Raw genomic sequence first — 17,147 nt, 5'->3', positions numbered from 1 at the left:
GATCCAGGACGTGACCATCATGGCCATGGCCTCGCTCGCGGAGACGCGCGACAACGAGACCGGCGCGCACATCCGGCGCACCCAGCTGTACGTGCGCCGGCTGGCCGAGCAGCTCAAGGACCACCCGCGCTTCTCGGGCCAGCTGAGCGAGCGCACCATCGAGCTGCTGTACAAGTCCGCGCCGCTGCACGACATCGGCAAGGTCGGCATTCCCGACGAGATCCTGCTCAAGCCAGGCAAGCTCACGGCCGAGGAATTCGAGATCATGAAGACCCACACCACGCTGGGCCATACGGCCATCGCCGAGGCGGAACAGCGCCTGGGCATGAAGGTGGACTTCCTGTCGCTGGCCAAGGAGATCGCGCTGTCGCACCAGGAGAAGTGGGACGGCTCGGGCTATCCGCAGGCGCTGGCGGGCGAGGCGATCCCGCTGTCGGCACGGCTCATGGCGCTGGCCGATGTCTACGATGCGCTGATCAGCAAGCGCGTCTACAAGCCGGCCTTCCCGCACGAGGAGGCCGTGCGCATCGTCGTGGAAGGCCGGGGCAAGCATTTCGACCCCGATGTGGTCGATGCCTTCCTGGCTGTGGCGGAGGATTTCCGCCAGATCGCGGTGACGCACCGCGACGAGGACTGACCAGGCTCAGGCAGCGCCCTTGTCGTCCGCGGCATCGCCGTCCGGCATGTCGGTGCTGCCGTCGGCCTTGTCGTCGGTGCTCGCGCTGTCCGACAGCGTGAGCTTCTGGCGCACGCCGGCCTTCTCGCCGGCGCTTGCGAACTTGCTGTACTTGCCGACCAGTCCGATCAACAGGCCATAGATCTTCGGGTTGGCGGCCAGGCATTCCTTCTGGTCCAGGAAGTCGGCCTCGCCCGACAGGTTGCCGATCAGACCGCCGGCCTCGGTCACGAGCAGCGAGCCCGCGGCCGCATCCCAGGGCGACAAGCCCTTTTCGAAGAAGCCGTCGGTGTAGCCGGCCGCCACGTAGGCCAGGTCCAGCGCCGCGGCGCCGGGGCGGCGGATGCCGGCCGTGCGCTGCATCACGTCGCCCATCATGGCCATGTATTCCTTGAAGTTGTCGCCCGGGCGGAACGGGAAGCCCGTGGAGATCAGGCACTCGCCCAGCCGCGTGCGGCGCGAGACGCGGATGCGGCGGTCGTTCAGGTAGGCGCCGCGGCCGCGCGTGGCCGTGAACAGGTCGTTGCGCGTGGGGTCGTAGACCACGGCCTGCTCGATGCGGCCCTTGACGGCCAGCGCGATGCTGACGCAGTAGAACGGGAAGCCGTGGATGAAGTTGGTGGTGCCGTCCAGCGGATCGATGATCCAGACGAATTCGGAGTCCTTGGCACCATGCTCGGAGCCCGATTCTTCCGCCAGGATGCCGTGGCCCGGGTAGGCCTCCAGCAGCGTCTGGATGATCGCGGCCTCCGCGGCCTGGTCGACCTCGGTCACGAAGTCGTTCACCTGCTTCTGCGAGACGCGCACGGCCTCGACGTCGAGCGCGGCGCGGTTGATGATGGCGCCGGCGGCGCGTGCGGCCTTGACGGCCACATTGAGCATGGGGTGCTGGTTGAACGACATGGTTTGTGAGGAGGAGCGGGGCGGGGCGGTCTGCGATCAGGCCGGCGAGAATCGCGGGATTTTACCGATGCTCTCGCCATCCCTGCCATGCGCACCCGTTTTGTCCTGATCCGCACCAGCCATGCCGGCAACGTGGGCGCCGCCGCGCGCGCCATGAAGGTCATGGGCTTCGACGACCTGGTGCTGGTCGCGCCGCGCTGGCCCAACGTGCTGCGACGCCAGGAAACCATCCAGCGCGCGAGCGGCGCGCTCGACGTGCTGGAGAAGGCCCGCATCGTCGAGACGCTGGACGAGGCGCTGGACGGCATGGACCATCTGTGCGCCACGGCCATGGTTGCGCGCGACTTCGGCCCGCCCACGCGCGCGCCGCGGCCGCACTTCGAGACGCTGCTGGCCCCTGGCACTGCGCGCCCCGGCGGCGTTGCCTTTTTGTTCGGCTCCGAGCGCTTCGGCATGGCCAACGAGGATGTCTACCGCTGCAACGTGGCCATGAGCATTCCCACGAATCCGCAGTTCGGCTCCCTGAACCTGGGCGCGGCGATCCAGGTCGTGGCCTACGAATGGCGCCAGGCCCTGGGCGGCTACGCGGTGCAATCGAACACGGCCGAGCACCAACCGGCCGATGCGCGCCAGCTCGGCGGCATGCTGGAGCACTGGCGCGAGGCCCTGATCGCGCTCGACTACCTGGATCCGGCCGCGCCCAAGAAGCTGATGCCGCGGCTGAACCAGCTGTTCAACCGCGCCCAGCCCAGCGCCGAGGAGATCCACATCCTGCGCGGCATCGCCAAGGCCATGCTCAAAGCAGCGGAACGGGCAAATCGCTAGACTCGCCCGATGTTTTTCGCCCGACTGCGCACCGACATCCGCTGCATCCTCGAGCGCGACCCCGCCGCGCGCAGTGCCTGGGAGGTGCTGACCTGTTACCCGGGCATCCATGCGCTGATCCTGCACCGGCGCGCGCACTGGTGCTGGAACCACGGCTTCAAGTGGCTGGGCCGGGCCATCTCGCAGTTTTCGCGCTGGCTCACGGGCATCGAGATCCATCCGGGCGCCAAGATCGGCGAACGCGTGTTCTTCGACCACGCCATGGGGGTGGTGGTCGGCGAGACGGCCGAGATCGGCGACGGCTGCACGATCTACCAGGGCGTGACCCTGGGCGGCACCTCGCTCTACAAGGGCACCAAGCGCCATCCCACGCTGGGCCGCGACGTGGTGGTCAGCGCCGGTGCCAAGGTGCTGGGCGGTTTCGTCGTGGGCGACGGCGCCAAGATCGGCTCGAACGCGGTGGTCATCAAGCCGGTGCCGGCCGGCGCCACCGCTGTGGGCATCCCGGCGCGCATCATCATGCCCAAGGGCGAGAACGCAGGCGACGCGGCCATGTCCACGCCGCGCTTCTCGGCCTACGGCGTCACGCCCGAGGACGATCCGCTGAGCCAGGCGATGCGCGGCCTGATCGACAGCACGGCAGCGCAGGACCACCAGATCGCGCTGCTCTGGAAGGCCGTCGAGCAGCTGTCGCGTCAGCGTTCCTTCGGCAATGCGCAGGGCGACTGCGTGCCGCAGGATGCGGCGCGCGCCGAGTGCTTCGAGGCCGAGAAGCTTGCGCAGCTGATCGGCAAGTAGGCCGCGCTCAGCCGGCCGGCGGGCGCCGCGCCGACTTGGGCCGGAACGCGGCGCAGACTGCGTCGTGCGTTTGCAGGTAGGGGCCGCCGATCAGGTCGATGCAGTAGGGCACGGCGGCGAAGATGCCGGGCACCAGTTGCTGGCCCTCGGCGTTCTTCAAGCCTTCCAGCGTCTCCTGGATCGCCTTGGGCTGGCCGGGCAGGTTGACGATCAGGCAGCGCCCGCGCACCACGGCGACCTGGCGCGACAGGATGGAGGTGGGCACGAAGCGCAGACCGATCTGGCGCATCTGCTCGCCGAAGCCCGGCAGCTCCTTTTCGGCCACGGCCAGTGTGGCCTCGGGCGTCACGTCGCGCGGCGCGGGGCCGGTGCCGCCGGTGGTCAGCACGAGGCTGCAGCCGGCCTCGACCAGTTCGATGAGCGTGGCGCTGATGCCGGCCTGCTCGTCCGGGATCAGGCGCTCGTCGAACGTCAGCGGGTTCTGCAGCGCGCGGGCCAGCCAGTCGCGCAGCGCGGGCAGACCCTTGTCCTCGTAGACGCCGGCGGAGGCGCGGTCGCTGATGGAGACCAGGCCGATGCGTGCGGGTTCATGCGCCATCGTCTTCCTCCTCCTGGGGTGCGGCCTCGTCCGTCTGGTTCAGCTGCTCGCGCAGCAATTGGAAGATCTCGCGGTAAGCGCGGCCGTGGCGCGGCGCCAGGCCGGGCTTCTCGGGCACGGCATCCTTGCGGGCCTGGCGCACCAGCGCGCGCAGCTGCTGGGCGTCGGTCGCGGGGTATTGCGTCATCCAGCGCGCCAGGGCCTCGTCGTCCTCCAGCAGCACGGTGCGCCATTGTTCGGTGTGGTGCAGCAGTGCCGCCTCGCGCGCCGGGCCGCGGCGCTGCTCGGCCAGGGCCGCGCGGGCCTGGTCCACGGTGTCGTCGTCGAGCTTGCGCATGAGCTTGCCAACGAACTGCGCCTGACGGCGCCGGCCTTCGAAGTTGGTGATGCGGCGCAACTCGGCCAGGGCGTCGGTCAGCTTGTCGGGCAGGCCCAGCTGTGCCAGCCGGTCGGCGCGCAGGGTCAGCAGTTCTTCGCCCAGCTCCTGCAGCGCGTCGCTCTCGCGCTTCATGTCGGTGCGGCTGGCACCGTCCGTGCCTTTGAGTTCGGCCTTGAGCTCCAGGTCCAGCGCGCTGCCTTCGGCGACGAACTGGCCCCGCACGAAATAGCCTTTTTTGGGTTTGCGCGACATCGGGAAAACGGTGGGGAAGGGTGGGGGCAGGGATGCTGCCCGGGCGGCCGGGCCAAGCCGGTGCGGCCGGTATCATAGCCGGCAACATGAATGCATCTTCCCAAGCTGCCGCGGCCGGCTTCAGCTACAGCCGTCCGTTTTTCCAGGAACTCGTGGAGCAGGCCCTGGCCCATGCCAAGAAGATCGGCGCCACCGATGCCGGTGCCGAGGCTTCGGAGGGCTGTGGCCTGTCGGTTTCGGTGCGCAAGGGCGAGCTTGAGAACGTGGAGCGCAACCGCGACAAGTCGCTGGGCGTGACGGTCTATGCCGGCAAGCGCCGCGGCAATGCCAGCACCTCGGACTTCTCGCCTGCGGCCATCCGCCAGACCGTGCAGGCTGCGTTCGACATCGCGCGATTCACGGCCGAGGACCCGGCAGCCGGTCTGCCCGATCCGCAGGACATGGCGACCGAACAGCCCGACCTCGACCTGTTCCATCCCTGGGACGTCGACTCCGAAGGGGCGGCCACACTGGCGCTGCGCTGCGAGGCCGCCGCCTTCGCGACCGACAAGCGCATCACCAACAGCGAGGGCGCGGGCGTCTCGGCCCAGCAATCGCACTTCTTCACGGGCCACAGTTCGGGCTTTCGCGGCGGCTACGCGAGTTCGCGCCATTCGATCTCGGTCGCGCCCATCGCGGGCCGTGGCGCGCAAATGCAGCGCGACGCCTGGTACAGCTCGATGCGCAATGCCGAGGAGCTGGCCTCGCCCGAGGCCGTGGGGCGCTACGCCGCCGAGCGTGCCTTGTCGCGCCTGAAGGCGCGCAAGATCAAGACGGTGGAATGCCCGGTGCTGTTCGAGTCGCCGCTGGCGGCCGGGCTGGTGGGAGGCTTCGTGCAGGCTGTCAGCGGTGGCGCGCTGTACCGGCGCAGCAGTTTCCTGCTCGATGCGCTGGGCAAGGCGGTGTTTCCCGAGCACATCGACCTGCTCGAAGACCCCTTCGTGCTGCGCGGCAAGGGCAGCTCGCCGTTCGACGAAGAGGGCGTGCGCGTGGCGGCACGCAAGGTCGTGGACGCAGGGCGCGTGCAGGGCTATTTCCTGTCGACCTATTCGGCGCGCAAACTGGGCATGCGCACGACCGGCAATGCCGGCGGTTCGCACAACCTGGTGCTGCAGTCGCGCCTGACCCACCCCGGCGACGACCTCGATGCCATGCTGCGCAAACTGGGCCGCGGCCTGTTCGTGACCGAACTCATGGGCCAGGGCGTGAACTACGTGACGGGGGACTATTCGCGCGGGGCCAGCGGTTTCTGGGTCGAGAACGGCAGGATCGTCCACCCGGTCGAGGAGATCACCATCGCCGGCAATCTCAAGGACATGTTCCAGGGCATCGTCGCCGTGGGCGCCGATGCCTACAACTACGGCGCCAAGACCGTGGGCTCGGTGCTGGTCGAGCGCATGAAGGTGGCTGGCAGCTGATCGGCTAATCGCGGTTGCCGAAGCGGCCGCCGCGCTCGCGTTCACCGGACGGCTGCCGCAATTCCTGGGGTGGTGCGGCACGCGGAGGCTGCGGCCGGTCCTGGCGCTGCTCACGCATTTCGCGCTGTTCGCGCCGCTCCATGTGATCGCGCAGGAAGTTGCCCTGTGGGCGCTGCGGCTCCTGCATCTGGCGTTGCTGCGCCTCCTGCTGCTGACGCAGCTGTTGCATCTGGCGCATCTGCTGCTCCTGCGCGGCCTGTTGCTGCTGACGGGCCAGGTCCATGCGCTGCTGCTGCTCCTGGCGGACTTGTTGTTCCTGGCGGAGCTGCTGCTGGCGCTGCTGGAACTCCGTGCGGCCCTGGTCCTGCATCTGCTGGCGGCGTTGCTGCTGTTGCCATTCCTGTTCGCGCTGCCAGCGTTCGCGGCGTTCGTCTCCCGCGCGGCCGGGCGCGAAGCCTGGCGCCGGGGTGGCCATGACGGCCCCCGGCGGGCGCTCGCGCTGGGTGTTGCGCAGCGGCAGGCCGGGGTTGCCGCGCTCCGGGTCGCGTGGGGCCGCGCCGAAGCCGGGCCGCCAGGGTTGGCCTGGCGCCAGTGGGAACCAGTCGGTGCCCGGCGTGCGGTGCCGGCCGAAGCCCGGCGGCCGCGGCGCCGGCGTGCCGGCGAAGCCGACGAGCGCGGGGGCGTAGTACGGCCTGGGTCCGCGCGGCCCGGGCACCCAGGCCCAACGGGGGCCGATCCGCACCCAGCGCCCGTAATGGAACGGGGCGAAACCCCAGCGTGCATCGTCGAACCAGGTCCAGCCCCAGGGGTCGACCCAGCGCCACTGGCCGTGCCGGTAAGGCGCCCAATCGACGATGGTCGTGCGCGGGTACCACACCGTGCCGTAGTCGGCCGTGGTGGCCCATTCGCCGTTGGCATCGAGCTCCTGGTAACCCAGCACTTCGCGCGACAGGTATTGGGCGCTGGGCGAGCGGTCTTCGGCGAGGTTGCGGTCGGCGGCCCATTGGTCCAGTGCGTCGCGCGCTCCAGCCCCCTGGATGGCCACGGCGCTGAGGTCGCGGCCGACGTAGCGGGCCTGCTGGGCAGGCGCGAGCGTCGCGGATTGCCCGTTCTCGCCGTAGAGCGTGGCCGTGCCCGTGCGCGCCAGCACCCGGGTGCTGCCAGGTTCCACATCCAGCCGAAACTCACCGGGCCGGTCGACCAGCAGGGCGAGGTTCTGCGTGTTGACCTCGATGCGCTCATCGGGCGCCATGTCGCGGGTGCGCAGGTTGAGGCCGCCCTGCCGTAGCGTCAGGCGCAGGTCGTTCTCGTCGAGGGCGTCGATGGACAGCTCGGCGGGACCCTGCAAACGCAGGGCGTGCGCGCCGGCGTGCAGCTCCGCACGGCTGCCTGCTGCCACACGGATGCTGTCGCCCGCCGTGAACGGCCAGTTCGGATCGCCAGGCCGCCAGCTGCCATCGGGTCCGGACCATTGCACGCCGCTGTCCGACTGCGTGAGGCGGGCTGCGCGGCCGGGCGGGTCCTGCTGGGCGCCGGCGGGCAGACTGACGGCAGCCACCAGCGCGAGCGCGGCAGCCCAAATTCTCCAGATCCTTGCGGCCATGGCGGGCCTCCTTTCCAGCTTAGAACGCGCGAGCGCGCGTTTTGGTTCGCCTGCGCTGTGCAAAGACCTGTAAACCTTGGAAAGTTCAGCCGGCCAAGGCCTGCTTGACGGCGGCGGACACCTGGGCCATCTCGGCCTTGCCAGCCAGTTCGGCCTTGGCCGCGGCCATCACGCGGCCCATGTCGCCGGGGCCCTTGGCCTCGAGCCGGGCGACCAGGGTACGCACGGCGGCCAGCACGGCTTCGGCGTCCATGCGCTCGGGAAGGTAGGCCTGCAGCACGCGCTGTTCGGCGGCTTCCTTGTCGGCGAGGTCCTGGCGGCCGGCCTGCTGGAAGGCCGCGATGGAGTCCTTGCGCTGCTTGATCAGCTTGTCGACGATGGCCACGACGGCCGCATCGTCCAGCGTCACGCGCTCGTCCACTTCCTTTTGCTTCATGGCGGCCAGCAGCAGGCGGATGGTCGCCAGGCGCTCGGCGTCCTTGGCACGCATGGCGTCCTTCATGTCCTGGGTGATGCGGTCCTTGAGGGTCGTGGTGTTGTCCATGGTGCAAACCTCCTGTGAATGAAAAAAGCCCGCGCTGGGTGCACCAGGGCGGGCCTTCAACCGGTAGCCGGTCGGGTGCTGGATCAGTACAGCTTCTTGGGCAGCTGCATGCTGCGCACGCGCTTGTAGTGGCGCTTCACGGCGGCAGCCTTCTTGCGCTTGCGTTCGGCCGTCGGCTTCTCGTAGAACTCGCGGGCGCGCAGGTCGGTCAGCAGGCCCAGCTTTTCGATGGTGCGCTTGAAGCGGCGCAGTGCCACGTCGAACGGCTCGTTTTCTTTAACGCGGATGGTGGTCATGTATCTCGTTGACTGAATGGCCGGGCAAGATCGAAAGCCGTGGCCGGGGTTTCCTCAACTCAAAAGCGTATTGGCCCGCTGAGGGTAGGCCGGAGTTAGCCGGGCATTATAGCCTGATTCATGGGGCTGTAAGGGCTTGGGCGCAACTGTAGGCGCTGGACCAGGCCCATTGGAAGTTGTAGCCGCCGAGCCACCCGGTCACATCGACCACCTCGCCGATGAAGTACAGCCCGGGTTGGCGCGACTCCATGGTCTGCGACGACAGGTCGCGCGTGTCCACGCCGCCGGCTGTGACCTCGGCCTTGCGGTAGCCCTCGGTGCCGGTCGGGACCAGCTGCCAGCCGTGCAGGCTGCTGGCCAGCGCATTGAGCGCCTTGTCGGCCGTTTCGTTGGCCGGTCTCTGCCACCCGGGATCGGCGCCGGTCCAGGCGGCGGCCAGGCGCGCGGGCAGGTGCTCGCCCAGCACGTTCGCGAGCAGGCGGCGCGTGCTGAGCTTGGCGTCCTGCAAGGTGGGCAGCAGTGCGACCTGGGGCGACAGGTCGATGCCGATCGGCGTTCCGGGCTTCCAGTAGCCGGAGATCTGCAGCACGGCGGGCCCGCTGAGGCCGCGGTGCGTGAACAGCAGGTCTTCGGAAAAACTGGTGCGGGCCTTCTTCTCGCCGGTCGCGATGTCCACTGGCAGGGACAGCCCGGCCAGTTGCGCGAAGGGCTCCCAGGCTTGCTCGTCGAAGGTCAGCGGCACCAGCGCCGGCCGCTGTTCGACCAGGCGCAGGCCGAACTGGCGCGCGATCCGGTAGCCGTAATCGCTGGCGCCGATCTTGGGAATCGACAGACCGCCGGTCGCGACCACCACGGAGCGGGTCCGTACCTCGCCGCGGTCGGTGGCCAGCAGGTAGCGGGCGGGCGCATCGCCGGTGGTGCGCACTGCGTGCACGGCACATGGCTGCCAGCGCGTGACAGAGCCAGCCGCGCATTCGCGCAGCAGCAGGTCGATCAAGTCTTCGGCCGAGCGGTCGCAGAACAGCTGGCCACGGTGCTTCTCGTGGAAGCCGATGGCGTCGCGCTGCAGTAGGGCGATGAACTGCTTTGGCGTGAAGCGTGCGAGAGCGCCGCGGCAGAAATGGGGGTTGTCGGACAGGAAGTTGCCCGGGCCGACGTCCAGGTTCGTGAAGTTGGCCCGGCCGCCGCCGGAGATGCGGATCTTTTCCGCGACCTTGGCGCTGTGGTCCAGCAGCAAGACCCGCAGGCCGCGCTGGCCCGCGATGCCAGCGCAGAACAGGCCGGCGGCGCCAGCGCCGATGATCACGGCATCGAAGGAAGGTAAGGTCATTCGCAGTTATGCTACCCGGCCGTGACGACCATGACCCCCACCCATGAGGCCGGCCCGTGTTGGCATTTGGCTGTCGAATCTCGACTTCAGTTTCGCCAATGGGACAGCGAGTGCGTGGTCTTTCACGGTGCAGCGGGCGATACCCATCGCGTACCACAGGCGGTGGCCCAACTGCTGCAGGCGCTGGCTGGGCAGCCAGACGACGCCCAGGCGCTGTCCGAGCGAATCGACCTGCACCTGGACGACGTGCAGGCAGCGCTGGAAGAACTGCGCAGACTGGGCATCGTGGTGCGCGGCGCATGAAGTTGTCCGAGCTCGCCGATGCCCAATTGCGCGAAGCGCTGCGCACCGGGCTTGCGCTGGCAACTGGCCCCTTCAAATTCCGCATCACCTCGCACACCGAGCCGGTGTTTCAAGGCCTGCGCAGGCTATATGGGGACTTTCAGGTCTGCGACGGCGGCTTTTGCGACTACACAGTGCGGGTGGACCGTGTCCGCGGTCTGCGCGCGCGCTTTCGCCCTCAGGTCAGTTTCGATTTCGACGGCGTGCAACCATTCAAGCCATTGCCCGCGAACCACGCCTACGCGTTGCTGGAATGGGGGCTCAACTGGTGCATCGCAGGGCATGCACACCACTATCTGCTGCTGCATGCAGCCGTGTTGGAGCGCAACGGCAAGGCCTTGATCCTGCCCGGTAGCCCTGGCGCCGGCAAGAGCACGCTGACTGCGGCGCTTGCGCTCAGTGGGTACCGCCTGTTGTCCGATGAAATGGCCATCATCGACCGCGACGACGGGCTGCTGGTGCCGCTGGCACGGCCGGTCAATCTCAAGAATGCGTCGATCGACATCGTGCGCCGCCTCTCTGTGGACGCTGTGCTGGGCGAGGTGGCCTACGACACCCACAAGGGCACCGTCGCGCATCTCAAGCCGCCGTCTCCCAGTGTCGCCATGGCGCACCAACGCGCCACGGCCGCCTTCGTCATCTTTCCCCGGTGGCAACCGGATGTGAAGGCCGCCTTGACCACCCGTCCCAAGGCGGACGCCTTCATGCATTTGACCAACCATGCATTCAATTACCCGGTGCTGGGCAGTGTGGGCTTCGATCTCGCGGCAGCACTGATCGATGCCTGTGCGTGCTACGACTTCACTTACACGCAGTTGCCCGAGGCACTGGCGGTCTTCGACGCGCTCACGCGATGAAGCTGCTGGAATCCCCGCTCATCGTTGCCTTGCGCGCTCCGACGCAGATGGCCCGGTTTTCGGACGCGGACTGGGACATCGGTCTCCGCCAGGCCAGGGCCACGGGCCTGCTCGGGCGCCTGGGGGTGCTGGCCGAGGCGGCGGGGGTGGACGTGCCGCCATGCGTCCGGCCGCATTTTTCCGCACTGCGCAGCATTGTGGCGCGCCAGCAGAACGCAGTTCGCTGGGAAGTCCGGCAGATTGCGCAAGCACTGGAAGGGCTGGACGTTCGTACCGTCCTGCTGAAAGGTGCCGCTTATGTCATGGCCGACGCACCGAGTGCTGCCGGCCGCATGTTTGCCGACATCGACATTCTGGTCCCGCGCGAGCGGCTCGGCGATGTCGAGCATGCATTGTTCATGGGCGGTTGGATGATCGAGGGCGTGAGCCGCTACGACAACATGTACTACCGCAGGTGGATGCATGAACTGCCGCCGATGGTCCACTTGCGCCGGCGCACCAGCCTCGATGTGCACCACAACATCCTGCCGCAGACGGCCCGCCTCCAAACCCGCCCCGATTTGATCCTGGCGTCCGCGGTGCCGCTCCCGCAATTCACGCAGGTCTTCGTTCCGGCGCCGCAGGACCGCATCCTGCACTCCGCAACACACCTGTTCCACGAGGGGGAATGGAGCACGGGGGGCCTCCGTGATCTCAGCGACCTGGATCTCCTGATGCGTGCCTATGCGGCCGACGACGCCGACGGGAGCCGCCTGGCAGCGCGCGCGTTCGAGCTGAACCTGCAAAAGCCCCTGCTGTATGCCGCGAAGTACCTGGATGTGGTTTTTTGCACGCCCCTCGCTACCGAACTACGGCAACATCTCGCCCGCGCCGGGCTGCGGGAGTCGGCCTGGATGGACCGGTTGTTCATGACGGCATTTGCGGGAGCCCATGCCAGCACCAGTTCACGCAGTGCTGGAATGGTGAGGACGACGCTCTACGTTCGGGGGCACTGGCTTCGCATGCCTTTGCATCGTTTGATCCCACATTTGGTCTACAAGGCCATCGCAGACGAGCCGTCAAGATAGTCGATTTTTCTTACATTAATGAAGAACGGGCGCAGCGAGAGAGTGTAAGCCTATGATTCTCAAGAATTATTTTTCTGGCGCGAAGCTTGCTGTGCAACGCCAAAATGCTTGAAAGTTTTCAATGAACACGCAAAAGCCTGGAGAAGTGAGCCGCCGCCGACTCGCAAAGGGAGCAGCCATCGCTCCCGTGGTGTTGTCGTCCCTCCTGTCCAAAAGGGCGCTGGGCAACACTTATTTGTGTACTGTGTCTGGTCAAGTCTCCGGCAACATGTCGCCGAATGGCAATGACGAGCCGATTTGCGCCGGGACACCCCTTGCGACCTACGTCGATCAGTACAAGACCAGCCCGGTCAAGTTCAAGGAGCTGTTCGGGACGGACAATCGTTGGCACAACGTGCTGTTGAAGGACATTCTCCAGGGCTACAGCGGTCCTCTAGCGATCTCGGGTTCGAAGCTCTTGGCGCAGCGGGCGGCGGTTGCATATCTCAATGCGTCGAAAGATCCGTCCTACTACGTGAACCAGACCGATGTCCGTGGCATGTTCATCGCCGTGTTGGACAGCAAGGATTACATCCGCCCCAGTGGCGGAACCATGCCTTACGACAAGGCTGACAACCTGCTGCAGTTGCTGGCGGGGTTCTAGACCCGGAAGCAGCGGCCTCGCTTACGAGGCCGTGCGGCACTCCTGCTCCTGTGCCGCGAGCTGGGCGACGCCATGGACGACGTCACCCACCACAATGATCGCCGGACTGGCGATTTTTTTTGCCTCGATCAATGCTGTGAGCCGGTCCAGTCGGCCGGTGCAGTAGGTTTGTGTCGCACGGCTGGCGTCCTGAACGATGGCCACCGGCGTCGCGCTTGGAAGGCCCTTCAGGAGGCCTGCCTGCAGCCGATCGGCTTCCCGTACGCCCATGTAGATCACCAGGGTGAGCTTGAGCGCCCGCGCGCTGGCGCCGGCTTGTTCCCAATCGGTTTCCTCGGCCCCGGGCTTGGCGTGTCCTGTCAGGAAAACCACGCCACGGGCATGCTCGCGGTGGGTCAATGGAACGCCCAGCGAGCTTGCGGCGGCCAGTGCAGAAGTGATGCCGTTCACAACGCTGCAGGGAATGCCCGCAGCTCTCAGATGTTCCACCTCCTCGCCGCCGCGGCCGAAGATGAAGGGATCTCCTCCCTTGAGGCGCACCACATGTTCGCCATCGCGCACGGCCATGACCATGAGCTTCTCGATGAAGGCCTGCGGCGTGCTCTTGCAGCCGCCGCGCTTGCCCACGTGGACGATGCGGGCGTCCGGCCTGGCCCAGGCCAGCACCTCGGGGTTGACGAGGTCGTCGACCAGCAGGACGGTCGCGGCCTGGATCGCCTTGACCGCCTTGAGAGTGAGCAGTTCGGGATCGCCGGGGCCTGCGCCGACCAGCGTGCAGGTGCCCAGCGGCGGGGTGGTGGTCTTGTTCATGCGTGGGACGTCAACTGGAGGATGTGGTCGACCTGGGCGGCGATGGCCGCCGGGACGGGAAGGCGGCCAGCCAGCACGCTGCGCGTGTACTCCGCTGTGTCGGCCGCAGCGATCGACGCCGGCAGCCCGGGCACCTCGGCCTGCGTGCCGGGCTGCTGCGCTTGCAAGGTCATCGGGCGGCCGCGCACGAAGCCGTCGAGCTGCGGGGTGCGGCGCGGATCGCTGACGACTTCGCCTTCCAGGCCGCGCGAGAGCAGGGCCGTCATGCCCAGCAGTTCGAACAGCTCGGTCATGACCGTGGCGAATGCCGGATGGGTGTAGCTGCCGACCACCACCGCCGGGCCATCGACGGGCTGCATGAGCTTGACCACGCTGTGCCCGGCGTTGCGCAGGCCGACCACGCGGCGCACGTCGAGCAGGCGCTTGAGCCCAGGATGCAGCAACTCGGTGCCGACCACCGCCACTTCACCCTCGCCGATCCGACGGATGCCGGTCCAGGCCGGTTGGTCGAGCAAGGCCAGCACCTCGCTGGCCAGCACACGGCTGCCTTCGGTAGCGCTGCCGTGCACCAGCACTGGCAGACCTTCGCGCGCAAGCAGCAGCGCCAGCAGCGGCGTCAGCACCGGCAGCTTGCGCGCACCGTTGTAGCTGGGCAGCACGACCACAGGGCGATGGCTTGCCGGCAGCTTGGCGACACGGGCATGCGTGGCGTCCAGGAAACCGGCCATCTCTGGCGTGGTCTCCCCTTTGACGCGCATGGCCAGGCAGAAGGCGCCGACCTCCAGGTCGGTGACCCTGCCGTCCAGGATCTGTCCGAACAGATCGGCCGCCTGCTCGCGCGCGAGCGGCTTGGCGCCGCGTGCGCCGCGGCCGATTTCCTTGATGTAGTGCGCAATGCTTCCCATGGGTGGGGCGATTGTCCCGCAGGGCTTATGCCGGATCGTGAGTCGGCTTATGCCTTCGGCGCGCTGCAGGGCATTCATGCGAGCGCCGCGGTGGCGCGCACCATGCGCTTGAGCTCGGGCACGCACGAGCCGCAATTGGTGCCGCATTGCAGCGCGCCCTGCAGCGCGGCCAGGCGCTGCGCGCCGCTGCCGCTGCACTGCCCGAGTCTGTCGCGGATGGCCGACTCGCTGACGCCGAAGCAGCTGCACACGATCTTGCCGCGCGACTGGACACCGGCCGGTGCCTTGGCCTGGAACGACAGCAACTGGCGGCCGAAATCCTGCGCCGGCAACCGGTCTTGCAGCAAAGCGCGAAGCCAGGCCTCGGCGCGCGTGTCGCCGGCCAGCAGCACGCCGACCACATGGGCGGTTGCGCCATCGCGCTGCAGCCGCACGGCGCGGCGCTGGCCACGCCGCGGGTCGGCATAGCGCAGCGTGTCCAGACCCGACAGGCCCAGCACTTGCTCGATCTGTGCCAGCAGAGCGCTGTCGGGCGCCGCGCGGTCAGCAGCGCGCAGCAGCACGCCGGTGTGCCCCGTGCCGTTGCCCGTGGCGCCGAATGGCACGCAGCTCACGAAGGGCAGGGCGTCGGCTAGCGCACGCAACTGCGCGCGCGCCTGCAGCGCCTCGCCGTCCGGCAGCCAGGCCATGGCCAGCAGCGACCACGGCAGTTCGGCCTTGAGGATCTTGACGGCCGTGTGCTTGAGCTCGGGCTGTTTGGAGACGGGGCAGTGCTGCGGCGTGGTCAGGGCGTTCACGCCGGCCAGTGCCATGCCCGTGCTGCTGCGCCCGCCCAGGTACTCCGGGCCCCAGTGCATGGCGATGAAGGCCTGCGAGGCGCCCAGGTCGGCGCTGGCCACCACGGGCACCACGATGCTGCCGCGCCGCGAGCTCACATGGACCAGGTCGCCGTCGGCCAGGCGGTGGCGCGCCATGTCCTGCGCATGCATCTGCACCACGGGTTCGGGCACATGGCCGAACAGCCGGCCCAGCGTGCCCGTGCGGCTCATGCCGTGCCATTGGTCGCGCAGACGGCCGGTGTTCAGTGAAAAGGGATAGTGATCGTCGCGCGGTTCGGCCACGGCCTGGTAGGGCGCGGCGACGAAGCGCGCCCGGCCATCCGTCGTGGCGAAGCGCCCATCCTCGTACAGGCGCGGCCTGCCCTGCGTGGCGCCTGCGGGCAACGGCCACTGCTGCGGCGCGGCCTCCAGCATGGCGTAGTCCATGCCGGTGATGTCCAGGTCGCGGCCGCGCGTGGTCTCGCGGTGCTCGTTCCAGACCGATTCGGGCGTTGTGTAGGGGAACAGCGCCGCGCCGCGCCCGAGCCGCTCGGCGAGCCGGCACGCGAAGTCGGCCGCGATGTGCCAGTCGTGCCGCGCCATGCCGGACGGCGGCACGGCCGCGCGCACGCGCGAGATGCGCCGCTCGCTGTTGGTCACCGTGCCTTCCTTCTCGCCCCAGGTGGTGGCCGGCAGCAGCAGGTCGGCGAAGGCGCAGGTGGCGGTGCCGGCGAAGGCCTCCTGCACCACGACGAACTCCGCGCGCTGCAGCGCGCGCCGCACCGTGGCCTGGTCGGGCATGGACTGGGCCGGGTTCGTGCAGGCGATCCACAGCGCGCGGATCTCGCCGTCGGCCGCGGCCTCGAACATCTCGATGGCGCTCTTCCCCGGCTGGGCCGGGATCTGCTCCACGCCCCAGAACGCCGCCACCTCGGCGCGGTGCGCGGCATTGGCCAGGTCCCGGTGCGCCGGCAGCAGATTGGACAGCCCGCCCACCTCGCGCCCGCCCATGGCATTGGGCTGGCCGGTCAGCGAGAACGGGCCCGCGCCGTGGCGGCCGATCTGCGCCGTGGCCAGGTGCAGGTTGATGAGCGCCGCGTTCTTGGCCGTGCCGCTGGACGACTGGTTCATGCCCATGCAGTACAGGCTCAGCGTGGCCGGCGAGGTGGCGAACAGGCGCGTGGCCTGCAGCAGCGCGTCCTGTGCGATGCCGCAGACCGCAGCGACGCGCTCGGGCGTGCACTCGCGCACCAGGGCCGCGAGTGCGTCGAAGCCACTGGTGTGGGCCGCGATGTAGGCGGGCTGCGTCCAGCCTTCGCGCAGCATCAGGTGCAGCATTCCGTGGAAGAGCATCACGTCGGTGCCGGGCAGCAGGGCCAGGTGCAGGTCGGCGATCTCGCAGGTGTCGGTGCGGCGGGGGTCCACCACCACGATCTGCAGGGCCGGATTGGCGCGCTTGGCGTCCTCGATACGTCGGAACAGGATGGGGTGGGCCCAGGCCGTGTTGCTGCCCACGATGAACAGGCATTCGGTGTGCTGGAGGTCGTCGTAGCAGGTCGGCGGCGCGTCCGCACCCAGGGTCTGCTTGTAGCCGGCCACGGCGCTGCTCATGCACAGACGCGAGTTGGTGTCGAGGTTGTTGGTGCCGATGAGACCCTTGGCCAGCTTGTTGAAGACGTAGTAGTCCTCGGTCAGCAACTGGCCCGAGAGATAGAAGCCCACGGCATCCGGTCCGTGCGCAGTGATCACGCTGGCAAAGCGCGCCGCCGCGCTGTCCAGGGCCGCATCCCAACCGAGGGGCTGCGGGGCTGCGCCGCGTGCGGCGCGCTGCATGGGCTGCAGCAGCCGGGTCTGGCGCGTGACCTCGGGCGTTGCCGTCAGGTGCAGGGTCGAGCCCTTGGTGCACAGGCGGCCGAAGTTGGCAGGGTGTTCCGGATCGCCGCGTACGCCCGTGATCTGGCCATCCCGGGACGCGATGACCACGCCGCAGCCGACGCCGCAGTAGGGGCAGGTGGAGCGCGTCTCGGTCGTCATGGCGTTGCGG

At 68.3% G+C, this 17,147-nt stretch carries 18 protein-coding genes; 8 read left to right on the top strand and 10 right to left on the bottom strand.

Translation table 11 applies throughout. The annotated features are described in order from the left end of the window. The coding region (locus IE209_RS30690; RefSeq protein ID WP_189690658.1) for an HD-GYP domain-containing protein at window positions 1–637 on the top strand (637 nt) is incomplete at its 5' end. Between the two features lie 6 nt (window positions 638–643). Here the strand turns inward: IE209_RS30690 and IE209_RS30685 are convergent. Continuing rightward, on the bottom strand, window positions 644–1,579 hold the full coding sequence (locus IE209_RS30685; RefSeq protein ID WP_189690657.1) for an inositol monophosphatase family protein: 936 nt from the start codon (window positions 1,577–1,579) through the stop codon (window positions 644–646). Between the two features lie 87 nt (window positions 1,580–1,666). Here IE209_RS30685 and IE209_RS30680 point away from each other — a divergent pair, with 87 nt between their 5' ends. Continuing rightward, complete coding sequence (locus tag IE209_RS30680) at window positions 1,667–2,404, top strand: RNA methyltransferase (RefSeq protein ID WP_189690656.1); 738 nt, start codon at window positions 1,667–1,669, stop codon at window positions 2,402–2,404. Window positions 2,405–2,413: 9 nt separating this feature from the next. Continuing rightward, window positions 2,414–3,202 carry a serine O-acetyltransferase gene (gene cysE / locus IE209_RS30675; RefSeq protein WP_189690655.1) on the top strand — a complete coding sequence of 263 codons (789 nt, stop codon included), beginning with the start codon at window positions 2,414–2,416 and terminating at the stop codon, window positions 3,200–3,202. 7 nt (window positions 3,203–3,209) lie between these two features. Here the strand turns inward: cysE and mog are convergent, their stop codons facing one another. Both mog and yjgA read right to left on the bottom strand, forming a co-directional pair. Next, window positions 3,210–3,800, bottom strand: a complete 591-nt coding sequence (gene mog, locus IE209_RS30670) for a molybdopterin adenylyltransferase (protein WP_189690654.1) — start codon at window positions 3,798–3,800, stop codon at window positions 3,210–3,212. Next, window positions 3,790–4,431: a ribosome biogenesis factor YjgA gene (yjgA, locus tag IE209_RS30665; RefSeq protein ID WP_189690653.1), complete on the bottom strand. Its 642-nt coding sequence runs from the start codon at window positions 4,429–4,431 to the stop codon at window positions 3,790–3,792. Before yjgA ends, mog begins: the two co-directional genes overlap by 11 nt. A gap of 86 nt (window positions 4,432–4,517) precedes the next feature. On the opposite strand from yjgA, the gene pmbA reads away from it, so the two are divergent. Beyond that, on the top strand, window positions 4,518–5,888 hold the full coding sequence (gene pmbA, locus IE209_RS30660) for a metalloprotease PmbA (RefSeq protein WP_189690652.1): 1,371 nt from the start codon (window positions 4,518–4,520) through the stop codon (window positions 5,886–5,888). A 4-nt stretch (window positions 5,889–5,892) separates the two neighbouring features. Here pmbA and IE209_RS30655 read toward each other — a convergent pair whose 3' ends face one another. The 4 genes from IE209_RS30655 to IE209_RS30640 form a co-directional block, all read right to left on the bottom strand. Then, the gene (locus IE209_RS30655) at window positions 5,893–7,491 is read right to left on the bottom strand and encodes a DUF6600 domain-containing protein (RefSeq protein WP_189690651.1); all 1,599 of its coding nucleotides are present in this window, start codon (window positions 7,489–7,491) and stop codon (window positions 5,893–5,895) included. A gap of 85 nt (window positions 7,492–7,576) precedes the next feature. Next, on the bottom strand, window positions 7,577–8,035 hold the full coding sequence (locus tag IE209_RS30650) for a GatB/YqeY domain-containing protein (protein WP_189690650.1): 459 nt from the start codon (window positions 8,033–8,035) through the stop codon (window positions 7,577–7,579). An 83-nt stretch (window positions 8,036–8,118) separates the two neighbouring features. Beyond that, on the bottom strand, window positions 8,119–8,331 hold the full coding sequence (rpsU, locus tag IE209_RS30645) for a 30S ribosomal protein S21 (RefSeq protein ID WP_007833691.1): 213 nt from the start codon (window positions 8,329–8,331) through the stop codon (window positions 8,119–8,121). 118 nt (window positions 8,332–8,449) lie between these two features. After that, a complete protein-coding gene (locus IE209_RS30640) occupies window positions 8,450–9,661 on the bottom strand; it encodes a BaiN/RdsA family NAD(P)/FAD-dependent oxidoreductase (RefSeq protein WP_189690649.1) in 1,212 nt (403 codons plus the stop codon). 30 nt (window positions 9,662–9,691) lie between these two features. Between IE209_RS30640 and IE209_RS30635 the strand changes: the two genes are divergently transcribed. The 4 genes from IE209_RS30635 (at window position 9,692) to IE209_RS30620 (ending at window position 12,570) form a co-directional block, all read left to right on the top strand. After that, on the top strand, window positions 9,692–9,964 hold the full coding sequence (locus IE209_RS30635; RefSeq protein WP_189690648.1) for an HPr-rel-A system PqqD family peptide chaperone: 273 nt from the start codon (window positions 9,692–9,694) through the stop codon (window positions 9,962–9,964). Further along, window positions 9,961–10,860 carry an HprK-related kinase A gene (locus IE209_RS30630; RefSeq protein ID WP_189690647.1) on the top strand — a complete coding sequence of 300 codons (900 nt, stop codon included), beginning with the start codon at window positions 9,961–9,963 and terminating at the stop codon, window positions 10,858–10,860. The genes IE209_RS30635 and IE209_RS30630 overlap by 4 nt, the downstream gene beginning before the upstream one ends. Next, entirely contained in the window at window positions 10,857–11,927 is a 1,071-nt protein-coding gene (locus IE209_RS30625) for a nucleotidyltransferase domain-containing protein (RefSeq protein WP_189690646.1), read from the top strand. Before IE209_RS30630 ends, IE209_RS30625 begins: the two co-directional genes overlap by 4 nt. Before the next feature lie 121 nt (window positions 11,928–12,048). Then, window positions 12,049–12,570: a hypothetical protein gene (locus tag IE209_RS30620; protein WP_189690645.1), complete on the top strand. Its 522-nt coding sequence runs from the start codon at window positions 12,049–12,051 to the stop codon at window positions 12,568–12,570. Between the two features lie 21 nt (window positions 12,571–12,591). Here IE209_RS30620 and cobA read toward each other — a convergent pair whose 3' ends face one another. From cobA to IE209_RS30605, 3 genes are all read right to left on the bottom strand, one after another. Then, complete coding sequence (cobA, locus tag IE209_RS30615; RefSeq protein WP_189690644.1) at window positions 12,592–13,380, bottom strand: uroporphyrinogen-III C-methyltransferase; 789 nt, start codon at window positions 13,378–13,380, stop codon at window positions 12,592–12,594. After that, a complete protein-coding gene (gene ybiB / locus IE209_RS30610) occupies window positions 13,377–14,285 on the bottom strand; it encodes a DNA-binding protein YbiB (RefSeq protein ID WP_189690643.1) in 909 nt (302 codons plus the stop codon). Before ybiB ends, cobA begins: the two co-directional genes overlap by 4 nt. Window positions 14,286–14,359: 74 nt before the next feature. Then, window positions 14,360–17,137, bottom strand: coding sequence for a nitrate reductase (locus IE209_RS30605; protein WP_189690642.1), 2,778 nt, complete (start codon window positions 17,135–17,137; stop codon window positions 14,360–14,362). Window positions 17,138–17,147 lie beyond the last annotated feature (10 nt).

The organism is Pseudorhodoferax aquiterrae (assembly GCF_014652235.1).
In the GTDB taxonomy this organism is placed as follows: domain Bacteria; phylum Pseudomonadota; class Gammaproteobacteria; order Burkholderiales; family Burkholderiaceae_C; genus Pseudorhodoferax; species Pseudorhodoferax aquiterrae.
The sequence above is the reverse complement of the archived record's forward strand: the minus strand, read 5'-3'. Positions and strand labels throughout refer to the sequence as shown.